The following is a 15,701-nucleotide window of genomic DNA, read 5'->3' on the forward strand; positions in this document are numbered from 1 at the left end:
TTCCTGAGCAGGTGGTCAGGAAGATTGGCGGCGCTGTTCACCCGGCCGAAATCGCCAATACCTCCCCCATAACAACAGATAGATGCATGTAAGGGATCTACTCGTGACCTACAACAAACTCTATGCCCTGCTTTTAGCATCGGGCCTGGGCGGCTTTGCGCCGCTGGTTTTGGCAGACGACTCCCAGGACGTCGGTTCGGTGCACGTCGCCGGCGAACGTACCCTGGGTACCGGCCACATGATTCAGGAAGAAAGTGCCAAGGCCCGGTCCACCGTGACCAAGGAAGCCATGGACGAAATGTCCCCGACGGCCAACGCCATCGACAAGCTCAAGTACACGCCAGGCATCAACGTTTCCAACGATGACGCCAGCGGCATGAGCGGCACCAGCTTCACCATGCGCGGCATGAACTCCGACCAGGTCGGGGTTTCCATGGACGGCGTACCGATCAACGACTCCGGCAGTTATGGCGTGTACGCCAACCAGTTGGGCGACCCGGAAAACGTCGGCGAAGTGTTTGTCACCCAAGGCTCCTCTGAAGCGGACGGCCCGCACATCGGTTCCAGCGGCGGCAACATCGGCATGGTCACGATCCGGCCGACCAAAGAGCCAGGGTTATTCGTCAAGCAGTCCATGGGCTCGAACAACCTGACAAAGTCCTTCGCCCGCATCAACACCGGCGACCTGGGCGGCTTCAAGACCTGGGTGTCGGCCTCTCACACCGAGGGCGACAAGTGGCGCGGCAAGGGCACCCTGCGCGGCGACAAGGTGGAGTGGAGCACGCTGTTCGAAGACGACAACGGCAACACCAGCAACTTCACCATGAAGTACAACACCCAGGAAAACTACAACTACAACACCCTGAGCAAGAGCCAGTTCCAGCAACAGGGTCGCCGTCTGGATTACGCGGAAACGCCGGTCTACAAGAACGGCTTGCTGTCGTCCTCCTACAAGCTCAACCGCAACCCGTTCGAAAGTGTCATGACCACCTTCACCCAGCGTTGGCGCCTGCGTGATGACCTGGCCCTGACGGTTGCGCCTTACTACTACTGGGGCAACGGCGGCAGCTTCAGCGGCCAGACCGCGACCAACCTGGGGCCGAAGTCCGACAAGGCCGGCAACTACGACCTGAGCAATCTCAAGTCGGCCAACTACTATCGCCCTTCATGGACCGAGACCTGGCGCCCTGGCGTTACCGTCAAAATGAAATGGGACATCAACGAGGAGCACAGCCTGGACTACGGCTACTGGTACGAGCGCGCTCGCCAGCGCCAGACCCAGCCGTATATCGGGATCAACAGCGAGGGGGCACCGGACGACGTCTGGGGCGATTACAACAGCGGCGGCCAGGTGGTCGACAAGAACGGCAAGACTGTCCAGGGTCGTCATCAATACACCGTCACCCCGGCCCAGAAACTGTGGGTGCAGGACAGCTGGCAAGCCACGCCAGACCTGAGCTTTGTCGGCGGCCTGGCGTACCAGTACGTCGAGCGTGACGGCGACAACCTCGGCAGCCTGTACGACAAGCCGGAAAAACGTAACGCCCGCTACCATCAGTTCCTGCCGAACTTCAGTGCCAAGTACCAGGTCGACGAGAGCAACCAGGCGTTCTACAACGTCACCCGCAACATGCGTACCCCGCAGAACTACGTGCTGTACAACAAGGGTGACTCCCTCAACCTCAACCCCGAGTTGAGCTGGAACCAGGAGCTGGGCTGGCGCTACACCGAAGAGAAAATGGCCCTGAGCGCCACCCTGTTCTACATCACCTTCAAGGACCGTCAGCTGTCGACCACCGACTTGAACGGTGACTACGTGATGGCCAACGTGGGTGACGTGACCAACAAAGGCCTGGAGCTGGAGTGGAGCGGCCTGCTTCCGTACAACTTCAACTATTACGCGTCGTACACCTACACCAAGTCCGAGCAGCAAGACGACTTTGTCAGCAAGAACGTACTGTTGCCGACCAAGGGCAACCAGTTGGCCAACGTCCCGGAGAACATGTTGAACCTGGTATTCGGGTATGACGACAAGCGCTACTACGGCAACATTGCCGGCAAGTACGTCGGTGCGTTCTACGGCGACTTGACCAACAACGAGAAAATCTCCGGGCGCACGGTGTTTGACCTCAACGCCGGTATTTACCTGCCGGTGGACAAAAAGGTCTTCAAGTCGGCCGCGCTGCGGTTCTCGATGCTCAACGTGTTCGACAAGGAATACCTGAGCTCGGCGCGTACCGTGTCGTTCAACTCGGCGCCGGTGAATGGCCTGGCGGCCAGTTCGGCGTACTACAACGTGGGCGAAGAGCGTACGGCGATGGTTTCCCTGGAGGCCAATTTCTAAGCCACACACCTTCCTGGGTGGGAATGGGCTTTTGTGGGAGCCGGGCTTGCCCGCGATGCAGGCGCCTCGGTCAGTCAGTTGCACTGAGGTGATGCTATCGCAGGCAAGCCAGCTCCCACACAAGCCTGTTCCCACACTGGGTGGGGCTGGATTACTTCAGGGCCGCCATGATCGCTTCCGGGTTGTAGTCCCGAATCAGCGTGCCGTTCACGTCCACGAACGGAATCCCGCCACCCCCCAACGCCTCGTACGTCTTGCGCGCCTGGGCGTCCTTCTCGATATCAAACGCCTGGTAGGGAATCCCTTTGGAATCCAGAAAGCGCCGGATCTGTTTGCAGTAGCCGCACCACTCGGTGGAATACAGCACCACGCGCGCCGCTGCGCGTGTCTGCTCCGGCACCACCTGGGAGGGGTTGAACAACCGCTCGATCTTGCCCCAGTTCTGGAAAACCACCACCACCAGCAATACCAGCAGGACTTTCTTCAGAACCCCGCCCAGCATCAGTTGCGACGCTTGAGCTGATCGGTCAACTGGGTCGGCAGGCCCTTGATGATCAAGGTGCCGGCAGCTTCGTCGTATTCGATCTTGTCGCCCAGCAGGTGCGCTTCAAAGCTGATGGACAGGCCTTCGGCGCGCCCGGTGAAGCGGCGGAACTGGTTCAGGGTGCGTTTATCCGCCGGGATTTCCGGCGACAGGCCGTAATCCTTGTTGCGGATGTGGTCGTAGAAGGCTTTTGGCCGCTCTTCGTCGATCAGCCCCGACAGCTCTTCCAGGCCCATTGGCTCGCCGAGCTTGGCCTGGCTGCTGGCGTAGTCCACCAGGGTCTTGGTTTTTTCGCGGGCCGACTCGTCCGGCAGGTCTTCGCTTTCCACAAAGTCGCTGAAGGCCTTGAGCAGGGTGCGGGTCTCGCCCGGGCCGTCGACGCCTTCCTGGCAGCCGATAAAGTCACGGAAGTACTCCGAGACCTTCTTGCCGTTCTTGCCCTTGATAAACGAGATGTACTGCTTGGACTGCTTGTTGTTCTGCCACTCGGAGACGTTGATCCGCGCGGCGAGGTGCAACTGGCCCAGGTCCAGGTGGCGCGACGGGGTCACGTCCAGCTGGTCGGTCACCGCCACGCCTTCGCTGTGGTGCAGCAGGGCGATCGCCAGGTAATCGGTCATGCCCTGTTGGTAGTGGGCAAACAGCACGTGGCCGCCGGTGGAGAGGTTGGACTCTTCCATCAGCTTTTGCAGGTGTTCCACCGCGATGCGGCTGAAGGCGGTGAAATCCTTGCCGCCGTCGAAATATTCCTTCAACCAGCCGCTGAACGGGTGCGCGCCGGACTCGGCATGGAAAAAGCCCCAGGCCTTGCCTTGTTTGGCGTTATAGCTCTCGTTGAGGTCGGCAAGCATGTTCTCGATCGCAGCCGACTCGGCAAGCTCGGAGTCGCGGGCGTGGAGAACTGCGGGTGTGCCGTCGGGTTTTTTGTCGATCAGGTGGACGATGCAATGACGGATCGGCATGGGCTTCTCGGCTGGTTGAAGGGGAGTGGTGAGGCTCCCGGAAAAAGTCGCCAGTGTACCGCACCCGCTGGGGATGGCGCTGTTCGGAGGGCATTTTGGGCACCCTCCGACGGTCCATATGCCTTTTTTTCACGGTTTAGAGCGATAAAGCTGACCAAATGGGTATGTTGAGGCGGATATTTCCCCGTCTCTGTGCTAGTTTTGCCCCGTCTTACGCGCAGTCTGGGCGTTAAGCGTGCATTCAGCATTTGTCAGGTCGAACCAAACCCGGTTTCAGGTATCTATAACCCCGATCTTCGTGGTTATAGCCCTTGGGTGCCAGGCCTTGATGGCAGGGCTCGATGGCTGACACTGCACTCTGCAATCCAAATGAATTTGATAGGGAAGGAACACCACAATGGCTATTACTAAAGACCAACTGATCGCTGATCTGGCTGAAGCTGTAGACGCACCGAAAACCACCGTGCGCGCTCTGCTGGACCAACTGAGCCAGATCGTTGCTGATCAGCTGGAAAACGGCGGCGAAATCACTCTGCCAGGCGTTGGCAAACTGAAAGTGACCGAGCGTCCTGCCCGTACTGGCCGTAACCCTTCGACTGGCGCCGCCATCGAAATCGCTGCCAAGAAAGTTATCAAGCTGGTTGTGGCCAAAGGCCTGACCGACGCTGTTAACAAGTAAGACGCAGCAAAAAAAAACCGCGCTCCGGAGTGATCCGGGCGCGGTTTTTTGTTGCCCGCGATTTATCAGTCTTTACGCGCCCAACGCTGGCGCCACACCTGTTGCTCGCTCGGGGTCTGGAAGGTCCAGGCGACGAAGCGGCTTTGCTTCTGGCCCTGGGACATCTCCACCACCTGGCTCTCCAGCACACCGGCTTTTTTCAGCGCAGTCTGGATCGCCGGCAGGTTCGACGCCTTTGACACCAGGGTGCTGAACCACAGCACTTTATGCTGGAAATGCGCGCTTTCAGCGATCAGCTGGGTCACAAACCGCGCTTCACCGCCTTCACACCACAATTCGGCCGACTGGCCACCGAAGTTCAGCACCGGCAACTTGCGTTTCGGATCCGCCTTGCCCAGTGCACGCCATTTGCGCTCGCTGCCCTTGGTCGCTTCATCCATCGAGGCGTGGAAGGGCGGGTTGCACATGGTCAGGTCAAACCGCTCGCCCGGCTCCAGCAGGCCCAGCAGGATCTGCTTGGGGTTGGTTTGCTGGCGTAACTGGATGGCCTTGTTCAGCCCGTTGGACTGCACGATCGCCTTGGCGGCGGCCACGGCGGTGGGGTCGACTTCCGACCCGAGGAAGTGCCAGCGGTATTCGCTGTAGCCGATCAACGGGTAGACGCAGTTGGCGCCCATGCCGATGTCCAGCACCTTCACCGGCGCACCACGAGGGATCACGCCTTCGTTGACGCTGGCCAGCAGGTCGGCAAGGAAGTGCACGTAGTCGGCACGGCCCGGGACCGGTGGGCACAGGTAGTCAGCCGGGATGTCCCAGTGATTGATGCCATAGAACGCCTTGAGCAACGCCCGGTTGAACACCCGTACCGCGTCGGGGCTGGCGAAGTCGATGCTTTCCTTGCCGTACGGGTTGATGATCACGAATTGCGCCAGTTCTGGCGTGGTCTTGATCAGCGCCGGGAAGTCGTAACGGCCCTGGTGGCGGTTACGCGGGTGCAAGGTGGCCTCTTTCCGCGGAACGACGGGCTTGGCCGGGGTCGTGGATTTTGGCTTCTTGCGCGGTGCTTTGGGTGTGCTGGGGGCGGTCATGGGCTGCGTCGATTCTGGGGTTGTTTCAAAAGTGGCGGGTATTGTCACACATTCCTTGGTCGAACTCGGTCAAATGTGGGAGCTGGCTTGCCTGCGATGCAGGCGACGCGGTGTACCTGTCGGACCGAGGCGACGCCATCGCAGGCAAGCCAGCTCCCACAATGATCGGGTTTCCAAAGAGAAATAGCAGTGTTCTGCGGGCAAAAAAAAGAGACCCGAAGGTCTCTTTTTTCACACGGGCTGCCCCTTACAGGCTGGAAATCCGTGCGTGCTGCTCGGCCAGCTTGCCCAAAGCCTGTTCAGCTTCGGCCAGTTTGGCGCGTTCTTTCTCGATGACTTCAGCCGGGGCCTTGTCGACGAACGCGGCGTTGGACAGCTTGCCGCCCACCCGCTGCACTTCGCCTTGCAGGCGCAGGATTTCCTTGTCCAGGCGCGCCAGCTCGGCACCTTTGTCGATCAGGCCGGCCATCGGCACCAGCACTTCCATCTCGCCCACCAGAGCGGTAGCGGACAGCGGTGCTTCGGCGTCTGCGGCCAATACAGTGATCGACTCCAGCTTCGCCAGCTTCTTGAGCAGCGCATCGTTCTCGGTGAGACGGCGCTGGTCTTCGCTGCTGGCGTTCTTCACGAACACCGCCAATGGCTTGCCCGGACCGATGTTCATCTCGGCGCGGATGTTGCGCGTGCCGAGCATCAAGGTCTTGAGCCATTCGATGTCGCTTTCGGCGGCCTCATCGATGCGCGCTTCGTTGGCCACTGGCCAGGGTTGCAGCATGATGGTCTTGCCGTCTTTGCCAGCCAGCGGCGCGAGGCGCTGCCAGATTTCTTCGGTGATGAACGGCATGAACGGGTGCGCCAGGCGCAGGGCCACTTCCAGCACGCGGACCAGGGTGTGACGGGTGCCGCGCTGGCGTTCGATCGGCGCGTTTTCGTCCCACAGCACCGGCTTGGACAGTTCCAGGTACCAGTCGCAATACTGGTTCCAGATGAACTCGTACAGGGCCTGTGCTGCCAGGTCGAAGCGGAACTGGTCGAGTTGACGGGTCACTTCGGCTTCGGTGCGCTGCAACTGGGAGATGATCCAGCGGTCCGCCAGGGACAACTCGATGGCCTCGCCGTTCTGGCCGCAGTCTTCGCCTTTATCCAGCACGTAGCGCGCGGCGTTCCAGATCTTGTTGCAGAAGTTGCGATAGCCTTCGACGCGGCCCATGTCGAACTTGATGTCGCGACCGGTGGACGCCAGCGAGCAGAAGGTGAAGCGCAGGGCGTCGGTGCCGTAGCTGGCGATGCCGTCGGCGAATTCGTCGCGGGTCTGCTTCTCGATCTTCTTCGCCAGTTTCGGCTGCATCAGGCCCGAGGTGCGTTTCTGCACCAGGGTTTCCAGGTCGATGCCGTCGATTATGTCCAGCGGGTCCAGGACGTTGCCTTTGGACTTGGACATCTTCTGGCCCTGGCCATCACGTACCAGGCCGTGCACGTACACGGTCTTGAACGGAACCTGCGGGGTGCCGTCGTCGTTTTTCACCAAGTGCATGGTGAGCATGATCATCCGGGCAACCCAGAAGAAAATGATGTCGAAGCCGGTCACCAGCACGTCAGTCGGGTGGAATTTCTCGAGGAACTCGGTTTTTTCCGGCCAGCCCAAGGTGGAGAACGTCCACAGGCCCGAGCTGAACCAGGTGTCCAGTACGTCGTTATCCTGTTGCAGCGCCACGTCCGGGCCGAGGTTGTGCTTGGCACGCACTTCGGCTTCATCGCGGCCAACGTAGACCTTGCCCGACTCGTCGTACCAGGCCGGGATCCGGTGGCCCCACCACAGCTGACGGCTGATGCACCAATCCTGGATGTCGCGCATCCACGAGAAGTACATGTTTTCGTACTGTTTCGGCACGAACGCGATGCGGCCGTCTTCCACGGCAGCAATCGCCGGCTCGGCCAGAGGTTTGGTGGACACGTACCACTGGTCGGTCAGCCAAGGCTCGATGACGGTGCCGGAGCGGTCGCCTTTCGGTACTTTCAGGCCGTGGTCGTCAACGCTCACCAGCAGATCGGCAGCGTCGAAGGCAGCAACGATCTGCTTGCGCGCTTCAAAACGGTCGAGGCCGGCGTATTCGGCCGGGATCTTGCCGTCGATGCTTTCGTTCAGCGTGCCGTCGAGGTTGAACACTTGGCAGGCCGGCAGAACGGCGGCGTTCTTGTCGAAAATGTTCAGCAGCGGCAGGTTGTGGCGCTTGCCGACTTCATAGTCGTTGAAATCGTGGGCCGGGGTGATCTTCACGCAGCCGGTGCCGAATTCAGGGTCGCAGTAGTCGTCTGCAATGATCGGAATGCGGCGGCCGACCAGCGGCAGCTCAACGAACTTGCCGATCAGCGCCTGGTAGCGCTCATCGTTCGGGTTAACCGCGACAGCGGCGTCGCCGAGCATGGTTTCCGGGCGGGTGGTGGCGACGATCAGGTAATCGTTGCCTTCGGCGGTCTTGGCGCCGTCAGCCAGCGGGTATTTCAGGTTCCACAGGAAACCTTTCTCGTCGTGGTTTTCCACTTCAAGGTCGGAAATCGCCGTGTGCAGCTTGGTGTCCCAGTTGACCAGGCGCTTGCCGCGGTAGATCAGGCCGTCTTCATGCAGGCGCACGAAGGCTTCTTTCACGGCTTCCGACAGGCCGTCGTCCATGGTGAAGCGCTCGCGGCTCCAGTCGACGGACGAACCCAGGCGACGGATCTGACGGCTGATGTTGCCGCCGGACTGATCCTTCCATTCCCAGATTTTCTCGAGGAATTTCTCGCGACCCAGGTCGTGACGGTTCTGGCCGGTGGCTTCCAGTTGGCGTTCCACCAGCATCTGGGTGGCGATACCGGCGTGGTCGGTGCCTGGCTGCCACAGGGTGTTGCGACCCTGCATGCGGCGGAAACGAATCAGGGCATCCATGATCGCATTGTTGAAGCCATGGCCCATGTGCAGGCTGCCAGTGACGTTCGGTGGCGGAATCATGATGGTGTAGGAATCGCCCGCGCCTTGCGGAGCGAAATAATTCTCGGACTCCCAGGTCTGGTACCAGGAAGTTTCAATAGCGTGCGGCTGGTAGGTCTTATCCATGCGCGGCGGGACCCTAGTTGGCATTAATTCAGGAAAGCCGGCAAGTATAGCGGGGGAGGGAGCGCAGGGGTAGGAGCGAGAAAGCCCGCTCCTTTATGGAAGCTCAGTTCTGGTACTGGCTCAACAACCGCTCCATGCGCGCATCCAGCCGGCGCTTGATCTCGGTTTCGATATGCGGGGCAAAATCGTCGATCACGTCTTGCATGATCAGTTGCGCGGCGGCGCGCAGTTCGTTGTCTAGGTGCAGCAGCAGGGCGTCGGGGGCTTTTTCGGCGGCAGGTACGGCAACAGCCACAGCGGGCACAGCTTGCACCACGGGCGTTTCGACAGGTTCCGGCGCCACGGGCTTGCCACCGACCATATCGAATAGCAAAGGAATTTGGACGTCACCGTTGACCGCATCGGTCAGCAGCGGTGGTTGCAGGTCATCATCACCGAGCAGCTTGCGGATCGACTCAAGGTCATCCAGCAGGTGGTCAGAGTCTTTTAGCGGGTTTGGAGTATCCATCATGTGCTCAAAGTCGTTGTAGCCGGTGATCTTGCAGAGAATAGCCCTGTTCGCGGTAGAAACGGAAACTCTCCCGCGCGGCCTGACGAATAGCCGGATCTTCCACCACCACTTCCGCCACACGGGCGAAACCTTTGGCGAAGGCCGGTACTTTCAGGTCGAGGTTGACCAGCAGGTCGGTGTGATCGCCACAGCTGTCGCCCAAACCCAGCACCACTAGGCCTTCCGGCTCTGATTCAGCGGGGCCGTGTGGCACGAAGCTTTCGCCCTTGAAGCGCCAGAGGCGGGTGTCGAGGTCGTCACGCTGGGCAGCGTCGCTGCAATGCAGGTAGATGCGATGGCCCATGCGCCAGGCTTTTTCGGTGAGCTTGCAGGCAAAGTCCAGGCGCGCGGAAGGATCGGCGCTGGGCAAGATATAGAAGTCGACTTGGGTCATTGCGGTTCCTGAGTAGCCGCACCCGCCTGTGTAGGGGCCGGCTTGCCGGCGATGGCGTCCGTGGGATCAGCGCAGGGCTGACGGGCCTCATCGCCGGCAAGCCGGCTCCTACAAGGGGCGGGGCGTTTAGGCTTTGGCGCGGTCCAGCAGGTACTGGGTCAGCAATGGAACCGGACGGCCAGTGGCGCCCTTGTCCTTGCCGCCGCTGGTCCAGGCAGTGCCGGCGATGTCCAGGTGAGCCCAGTTGAAGTTCTTGGCAAAACGCGACAGGAAGCAGGCCGCCGTGATGGTGCCGGCTTTCGGGCCGCCAATGTTGGCGATGTCGGCGAACGGGCTGTCCAGCTGTTCCTGGTACTCATCGAACAGCGGCAGTTGCCAGGCGCGATCGTCAGCCGCCTGGCCGGCGCTGAGCAGTTGGCCGATCAGTTCGTCGTTGTTGCCCAGCAGGCCCGACGTATGGGCGCCCAGGGCGACCACGCAGGCACCGGTCAGGGTGGCGATGTCGATCACGGCTTGCGGCTTGAAGCGTTCGGCGTAGGTCAGGGCGTCGCACAGCACCAGGCGGCCTTCGGCGTCGGTGTTGAGGATTTCCACGGTCTGGCCGCTGAGGGTGGTGACGATGTCGCCCGGACGGGTCGCGCCGCCGCTTGGCATGTTCTCGGCGCAGGCCAGGATGCACACCAGGTTGATCGGCAGCTTGAGTTCCAGCACGGCACGCAGGGTACCGAAGACACTGGCGGCGCCGCCCATGTCGTACTTCATCTCGTCCATGCCCAGGCCCGGCTTGAGGCTGATGCCGCCGGTGTCGAAGGTGATGCCTTTGCCGACCAGGGCAAAGGGCTTCTCGGACTTCTTGCCGCCGTTGTATTGCATCACGATCAGGCGTGGCGGCTGGTCGCTGCCCTGGCCCACGGCATAGAACGAGCCCATGCCCAGTTCCTTGATCTTCTTCTCATCCAGGACTTCGACTTTCAGGCCCTTGAACTCCTTGCCCAGCGCCTTGGCTTGTTCGCCCAGGTAGGTGGGGTGGCAGATGTTCGGTGGCAGGTTGCCCAAGTCACGGGTGAACGCCATGCCGCCGGCGATGGCCTGGGCGTGGGTCACGGCGCGTTCGACTTCAGCCTGGGCGGCCTTGATGGTCAGCAGGGTAACTTTCTTCAGGGCGCGGGGTTCGGCTTTGGTGCTCTTGAACTGGTCGAAGACGTATTCGCCGTCCAGCAGGCTTTCGGCCAGCAGGCGGGTCTTGCCGTAGCTGTCGCGGCCCTTGACCACGATTTCGTCCAGTGCCAGGGCTGCATCGGTGCCGCCCAGGCCCTTGAGGGTGTTGAGGATGCCGCTGATGATCTTGCGGAACGGGCGGTCGCCCAGTTCGGCGTCCTTGCCCACGCCCACCAGCAATACGCGGTCGGCTTTAAGGTTAGGCAGGCTTTGCAGCAGCAGGCTCTGGCCCACTTTGCCGGCCAGGTCGCCGCGCTTGAGGACCGCGCTGATGGCGCCGCCGCTCAGTTCGTCCAGTTGCTTGGCGGCAACGCCCAGCTTGCGGCCTTCGCCGACAGCGACCACGAGGGTGGCGGTTTTCAACGTTTCGGGGCTAACGCTTTTTACAACCAGTTCCATTTTCGGGTCCCTTATAAAGGTCAGTGAGCCAGGAGTCTGTACTCCGGCTTGTAAGCTTGGCAGCCTGTAGGCCGCCCGCGACAAAGGCCGCAGTTTGAACCTCGCCGGCCGAGCCTGACAACCCTTGCGGACAGCTTTGTGCACGCGTATGAGCAAGCTCCGTGACAGGTGCGGTCAATCACAGGATAATGCGGCATCTTTTTAGCCGGCCTGCAGCAATGGGTCGACTCGATATGCTTGCTTGTTTGGCCGCCTTAGCCTGACAACCCTGGAGTGTCTGGTTTGATCGTCTTCCGTTATCTGTCCCGCGAAGTCCTGTTGACCCTGAGTGCCGTGAGTGCGGTATTGCTGGTCATCATCATGAGTGGTCGCTTCGTCAAATACCTCGCCCAGGCTGCCTCGGGCGCCCTGGATCCGGGCTCGCTGTTCCTGATCATGGGCTTTCGCCTGCCAGGTTTCTTGCAACTGATCCTGCCATTGGGCCTGTTTCTCGGGATCCTGCTGGCTTATGGTCGCTTGTACCTCGAAAGCGAAATGACCGTACTGTCGGCCACCGGCATGAGCCAGCAACGTTTGCTGGCCATGACCATGGTTCCTGCCACCGGTATCGCGCTGGTCGTGGCCTGGTTGAGCCTGAGCCTGGCACCCCAGGGAGCCTTGCAGTTCCAGCTGGTGCTCAATAAACAGGACGCCATGACCGAATTCGACACCCTGGAGCCGGGCCGCTTTCAAGCGCTCAACGACGGCACCCGGGTGACGTACACCGAACAACTGTCGGATGACCGTGCCAACCTGGGCGGTGTGTTCATCTCCCAGAAAAACCTCGGTCAGAACCAGAAAGACCGTGGCATTTCGATCTTGGTGGCCGACAGCGGCCGGCAGGAAGTGCGTCCGGACGGCAGCCGTTACCTGATCCTGGAAAACGGCTATCGCTATGACGGCAGCCCCGGGCAGGCCGATTACCGCGCAATCAAATACGACACTTATGGCGTGATGCTGGCCCGGCCGGATGTCAGCGACGAAGTCACCGACCGTGACGCGATCCCGACGCCAGACCTGATCGGCAGCAAGGAACTGCGCTCGATTGCCGAGCTGCAATGGCGGATTTCCCTGCCGCTGCTGGTGTTTATCGTGACCTTGATGGCCGTGCCGCTGTCCCGGGTCAACCCGCGCCAGGGCCGCTTCCTCAAGCTGTTGCCGGCGATCCTGCTTTATATGGCTTACCTGACCATCCTGATTTCCGCCCGCGGCTCCCTGGAGAAGGGCAAGCTGCCGCCGGCCCTTGGGCTGTGGTGGGTCCACGGGATCTTCCTGGCGATTGGCCTGGGCCTGCTTTATTGGGAACCGTTGCGCTTGAAGATGCAGAGTCGTCGCAGCATGAAGGAGATGGCTCGTGGTTAAGCTCGACCGCTACATTGGTAGCAGCGTCCTGGTCGCAATCCTTGCGGTATTGGGCATTATTCTGGGTTTGGCCTCGTTGTTCGCCTTCATTGATGAGGTCGGCAACGTCAGTGATACCTACACCGTCACCGACGTTCTGAGCTACGTGGCGCTGACCGCGCCCCGTCGTCTCTACGACATGATGCCGATGGCTGCGCTGATCGGTTGCCTGATCGGCCTGGGCAGCCTGGCCAGCAACAGCGAACTGACCATCATGCGTGCGGCGGGTGTTTCCATCGGCCGCATCGTGTGGGCGGTCATGAAGCCCATGCTGTTGCTGATGCTGGTCAGCGTGCTGATCGGTGAATACGTGGCGCCTCCGGCCGAATCCACGGCCCAGGCCAATCGTGCCCTGGCCCAGGGCTCGGGTGATGCGCAGAGTTCCAAGCATGGCTTGTGGCACCGTCAGGGTGGTGAATTCATCCACATCAACGCCGTGCAACCGGGCGGCCTGTTGATCGGTGTCACCCGTTACCACTTCGATAAGGAACGTCACCTGCTGTCGTCCAGCTTCGCCAAACGTGCGCAGTACGCCGACGAAAAGTGGCAACTGAGCGAGGTGAGCACCACCTATTTCCGCGATATCGGCAAGGGCGCGGCGTCGAGCACTGAAGTGATCAATGTGCCGACGGAGCAGTGGGATATTTCCCTCAAGCCTGAATTGCTGAACACCGTGGTGATGATCCCCGAAAGCCTGCCGATCTCCGGCCTGTGGGGTTATATCCACTACCTCAAGGACCAGGGCTTGAACAACGGTCGTTACTGGCTGGCGTTTTGGGTCAAGGTGTTGCAGCCGGTGGTGACCGCTGCGCTGGTACTGATGGCGATCTCGTTCATCTTCGGCCCGCTGCGCTCGGTAACCCTCGGCCAGCGCGTGTTTACCGGCGTATTGGTGGGGTTCACCTTCCGTATTGCCCAGGACTTGCTGGGGCCATCCAGCCTGGTATTCGGCTTCTCGCCGCTGTTTGCGGTGCTGGTGCCGACCGCGATCTGCGCCGTGGCCGGCTTCTGGCTGTTGCGCCGGGCAGGTTGAGCCCGCGCTTATGAACAAAAAATGCCCCGCTCGAACGATCGGGGCATTTTTGTTCTTGGTCACCATGGATGACGTCTGGTCTGCGCATCAGGTACAATTCCCGGCTATTTTTCAGCGGGCAGTCTGCCTGCAGCCTTTTTGAGTGTTGATCCGTGAGTGATTTGAGTCATATCCGCAATTTCTCCATCATCGCCCACATTGACCATGGCAAGTCGACGCTGGCCGATCGATTCATCCAGATGTGCGGCGGCCTTGCCGAGCGTGAAATGGAAGCCCAGGTGCTGGACTCCATGGACCTCGAGCGCGAGCGCGGGATCACCATCAAGGCCCACAGCGTTACTCTGTATTACACCGCCAAAGACGGTATCAAGTACCAGCTCAACTTCATTGACACCCCGGGCCACGTCGACTTCACCTATGAAGTCAGCCGTTCGCTTGCGGCCTGTGAAGGTGCGTTGCTGGTGGTGGACGCGGGCCAGGGTGTTGAAGCCCAGTCTGTAGCCAACTGCTACACCGCCATCGAGCAAGGCCTGGAAGTGATGCCGGTGCTGAACAAGATCGACCTGCCACAGGCCGATCCGGACCGCGTCAAGGAAGAGATCGAGAAGATCATCGGCATTGACGCCACCGACGCCGTCGAGTGCAGCGCCAAGACCGGCCTGGGTGTCGACGAAGTGCTCGAGCGCCTGGTCAAGACCATTCCAGCCCCCACCGGCAACTACGAAGATCCGCTGCAAGCGTTGATCATCGACTCCTGGTTCGACAACTACCTGGGCGTTGTTTCCCTGGTACGCGTGCGCCACGGCCGTGTGAAGAAGGGCGACAAGATCCTGGTCAAATCCACCGGCAAGATCCACCTGGTGGACAGCGTCGGTGTTTTCAACCCGAAGCACACCGCAACCGCTGATCTGAAAGCCGGTGAAGTGGGCTTCATCATCGCCGGTATCAAGGACATCCACGGTGCACCGGTAGGTGACACCCTGACCTTGAGCTCCACCCCTGACGTCGACGTGCTGCCGGGCTTCAAACGCATCCAGCCGCAGGTTTACGCCGGCCTGTTCCCGGTCAGCTCCGACGACTTCGAGGATTTCCGCGAAGCCCTGCAGAAGCTGACCCTCAACGACTCGTCGTTGCAGTACACCCCGGAAAGCTCCGACGCCCTGGGCTTCGGCTTCCGCTGTGGTTTCCTGGGCATGCTGCACATGGAAATCATCCAGGAGCGCCTCGAGCGCGAATACGACCTGGACCTGATCACCACCGCGCCGACGGTTATTTTTGAGCTGGCGCTGAAAACCGGTGAAACGATTTACGTCGACAACCCGTCCAAGCTTCCGGATCTGTCTTCCATCGAGGACATGCGCGAACCGATCGTGCGGGCCAATATTCTTGTGCCGCAAGAGCACCTGGGCAACGTCATTACCCTGTGTATTGAAAAGCGTGGCGTACAACACGACATGCTCTTCCTCGGTACCCAGGTGCAAGTGACCTACGATTTGCCGATGAACGAAGTGGTCCTCGACTTCTTTGACCGTCTCAAATCCACCAGCCGCGGCTATGCTTCGCTGGATTACCATTTTGATCGTTACCAATCAGCTAATCTGGTGAAGCTGGATGTGCTGATCAACGGCGACAAGGTGGATGCCTTGGCGCTGATCGTGCACAAGGACAACGCGCACTACAAAGGTCGCCAGTTGACCGAAAAGATGAAAGAACTGATTCCGCGCCAGATGTTCGACGTCGCGATCCAGGCCGCCATTGGCGGGCAGATCATTGCACGGACCTCCGTCAAGGCACTCAGAAAGAACGTACTGGCCAAATGCTATGGCGGCGACGTCAGCCGTAAGCGCAAGCTGCTCGAGAAGCAAAAGGCCGGTAAAAAACGCATGAAGCAAGTGGGCAACGTGGAAATTCCACAAGAAGCCTTCCTTGCGGTGCTCAGGTTGGATAGTTAGGTCC

Annotated in this window: 12 protein-coding genes; 5 read left to right on the forward strand and 7 right to left on the reverse strand. The window is 60.4% G+C overall.

Annotation, left to right across the window (positions count from 1 at the left end):
- Positions 1-103 precede the first annotated feature (103 nt).
- Positions 104-2,344 carry a TonB-dependent receptor gene (locus tag HKK54_RS15120; protein WP_010176941.1) on the forward strand — a complete coding sequence of 747 codons (2,241 nt, stop codon included), beginning with the start codon at positions 104-106 and terminating at the stop codon, positions 2,342-2,344.
- Between the two features lie 151 nt (positions 2,345-2,495).
- On the opposite strand, the gene HKK54_RS15125 is transcribed toward HKK54_RS15120, so the two are convergent.
- Together HKK54_RS15125 and yejK are read right to left on the reverse strand one after the other, a co-directional pair.
- Positions 2,496-2,846, reverse strand: a complete 351-nt coding sequence (locus tag HKK54_RS15125; RefSeq protein ID WP_169387135.1) for a glutaredoxin family protein — start codon at positions 2,844-2,846, stop codon at positions 2,496-2,498.
- Positions 2,846-3,850, reverse strand: a complete 1,005-nt coding sequence (gene yejK, locus HKK54_RS15130; RefSeq protein WP_010176940.1) for a nucleoid-associated protein YejK — start codon at positions 3,848-3,850, stop codon at positions 2,846-2,848. The genes HKK54_RS15125 and yejK overlap by 1 nt, the downstream gene beginning before the upstream one ends.
- Positions 3,851-4,247: 397 nt before the next feature.
- On the opposite strand from yejK, the gene HKK54_RS15135 reads away from it, so the two are divergent.
- Positions 4,248-4,529 carry an HU family DNA-binding protein gene (locus tag HKK54_RS15135; protein ID WP_003212743.1) on the forward strand — a complete coding sequence of 94 codons (282 nt, stop codon included), beginning with the start codon at positions 4,248-4,250 and terminating at the stop codon, positions 4,527-4,529.
- Between the two features lie 65 nt (positions 4,530-4,594).
- Here HKK54_RS15135 and rlmF read toward each other — a convergent pair whose 3' ends face one another.
- The 5 genes from rlmF to HKK54_RS15160 all read right to left on the reverse strand — a co-directional run bounded on the left by rlmF (position 4,595) and on the right by HKK54_RS15160 (position 11,272).
- Positions 4,595-5,617, reverse strand: coding sequence for a 23S rRNA (adenine(1618)-N(6))-methyltransferase RlmF (rlmF, locus tag HKK54_RS15140; protein ID WP_010176939.1), 1,023 nt, complete (start codon positions 5,615-5,617; stop codon positions 4,595-4,597).
- Positions 5,618-5,864: 247 nt separating this feature from the next.
- Positions 5,865-8,711 (reverse strand): valine--tRNA ligase, encoded by a 2,847-nt coding sequence (locus HKK54_RS15145; protein ID WP_169387136.1) that lies wholly within the window; start codon positions 8,709-8,711, stop codon positions 5,865-5,867.
- A 103-nt stretch (positions 8,712-8,814) separates the two neighbouring features.
- A complete protein-coding gene (locus HKK54_RS15150) occupies positions 8,815-9,219 on the reverse strand; it encodes a DNA polymerase III subunit chi (RefSeq protein ID WP_169389291.1) in 405 nt (134 codons plus the stop codon).
- Positions 9,220-9,226: 7 nt separating this feature from the next.
- Entirely contained in the window at positions 9,227-9,655 is a 429-nt protein-coding gene (locus HKK54_RS15155; protein WP_169387137.1) for a DNA polymerase III subunit chi, read from the reverse strand.
- A gap of 126 nt (positions 9,656-9,781) precedes the next feature.
- A complete protein-coding gene (locus HKK54_RS15160; RefSeq protein ID WP_010176935.1) occupies positions 9,782-11,272 on the reverse strand; it encodes a leucyl aminopeptidase in 1,491 nt (496 codons plus the stop codon).
- 282 nt (positions 11,273-11,554) lie between these two features.
- Here HKK54_RS15160 and lptF point away from each other — a divergent pair, with 282 nt between their 5' ends.
- The 3 genes from lptF (at position 11,555) to lepA (ending at position 15,697) form a co-directional block, all read left to right on the forward strand.
- Positions 11,555-12,673, forward strand: coding sequence for an LPS export ABC transporter permease LptF (lptF, locus tag HKK54_RS15165; RefSeq protein ID WP_010176934.1), 1,119 nt, complete (start codon positions 11,555-11,557; stop codon positions 12,671-12,673).
- Positions 12,666-13,745 (forward strand): LPS export ABC transporter permease LptG, encoded by a 1,080-nt coding sequence (gene lptG, locus HKK54_RS15170; RefSeq protein ID WP_169387138.1) that lies wholly within the window; start codon positions 12,666-12,668, stop codon positions 13,743-13,745. Before lptF ends, lptG begins: the two co-directional genes overlap by 8 nt.
- A gap of 152 nt (positions 13,746-13,897) precedes the next feature.
- Positions 13,898-15,697, forward strand: a complete 1,800-nt coding sequence (gene lepA / locus HKK54_RS15175; RefSeq protein WP_029616179.1) for a translation elongation factor 4 — start codon at positions 13,898-13,900, stop codon at positions 15,695-15,697.
- Positions 15,698-15,701 lie beyond the last annotated feature (4 nt).

Origin of the sequence: Pseudomonas sp. ADAK13, assembly GCF_012935715.1 — a bacterium.
Lineage (GTDB): Bacteria > Pseudomonadota > Gammaproteobacteria > Pseudomonadales > Pseudomonadaceae > Aquipseudomonas.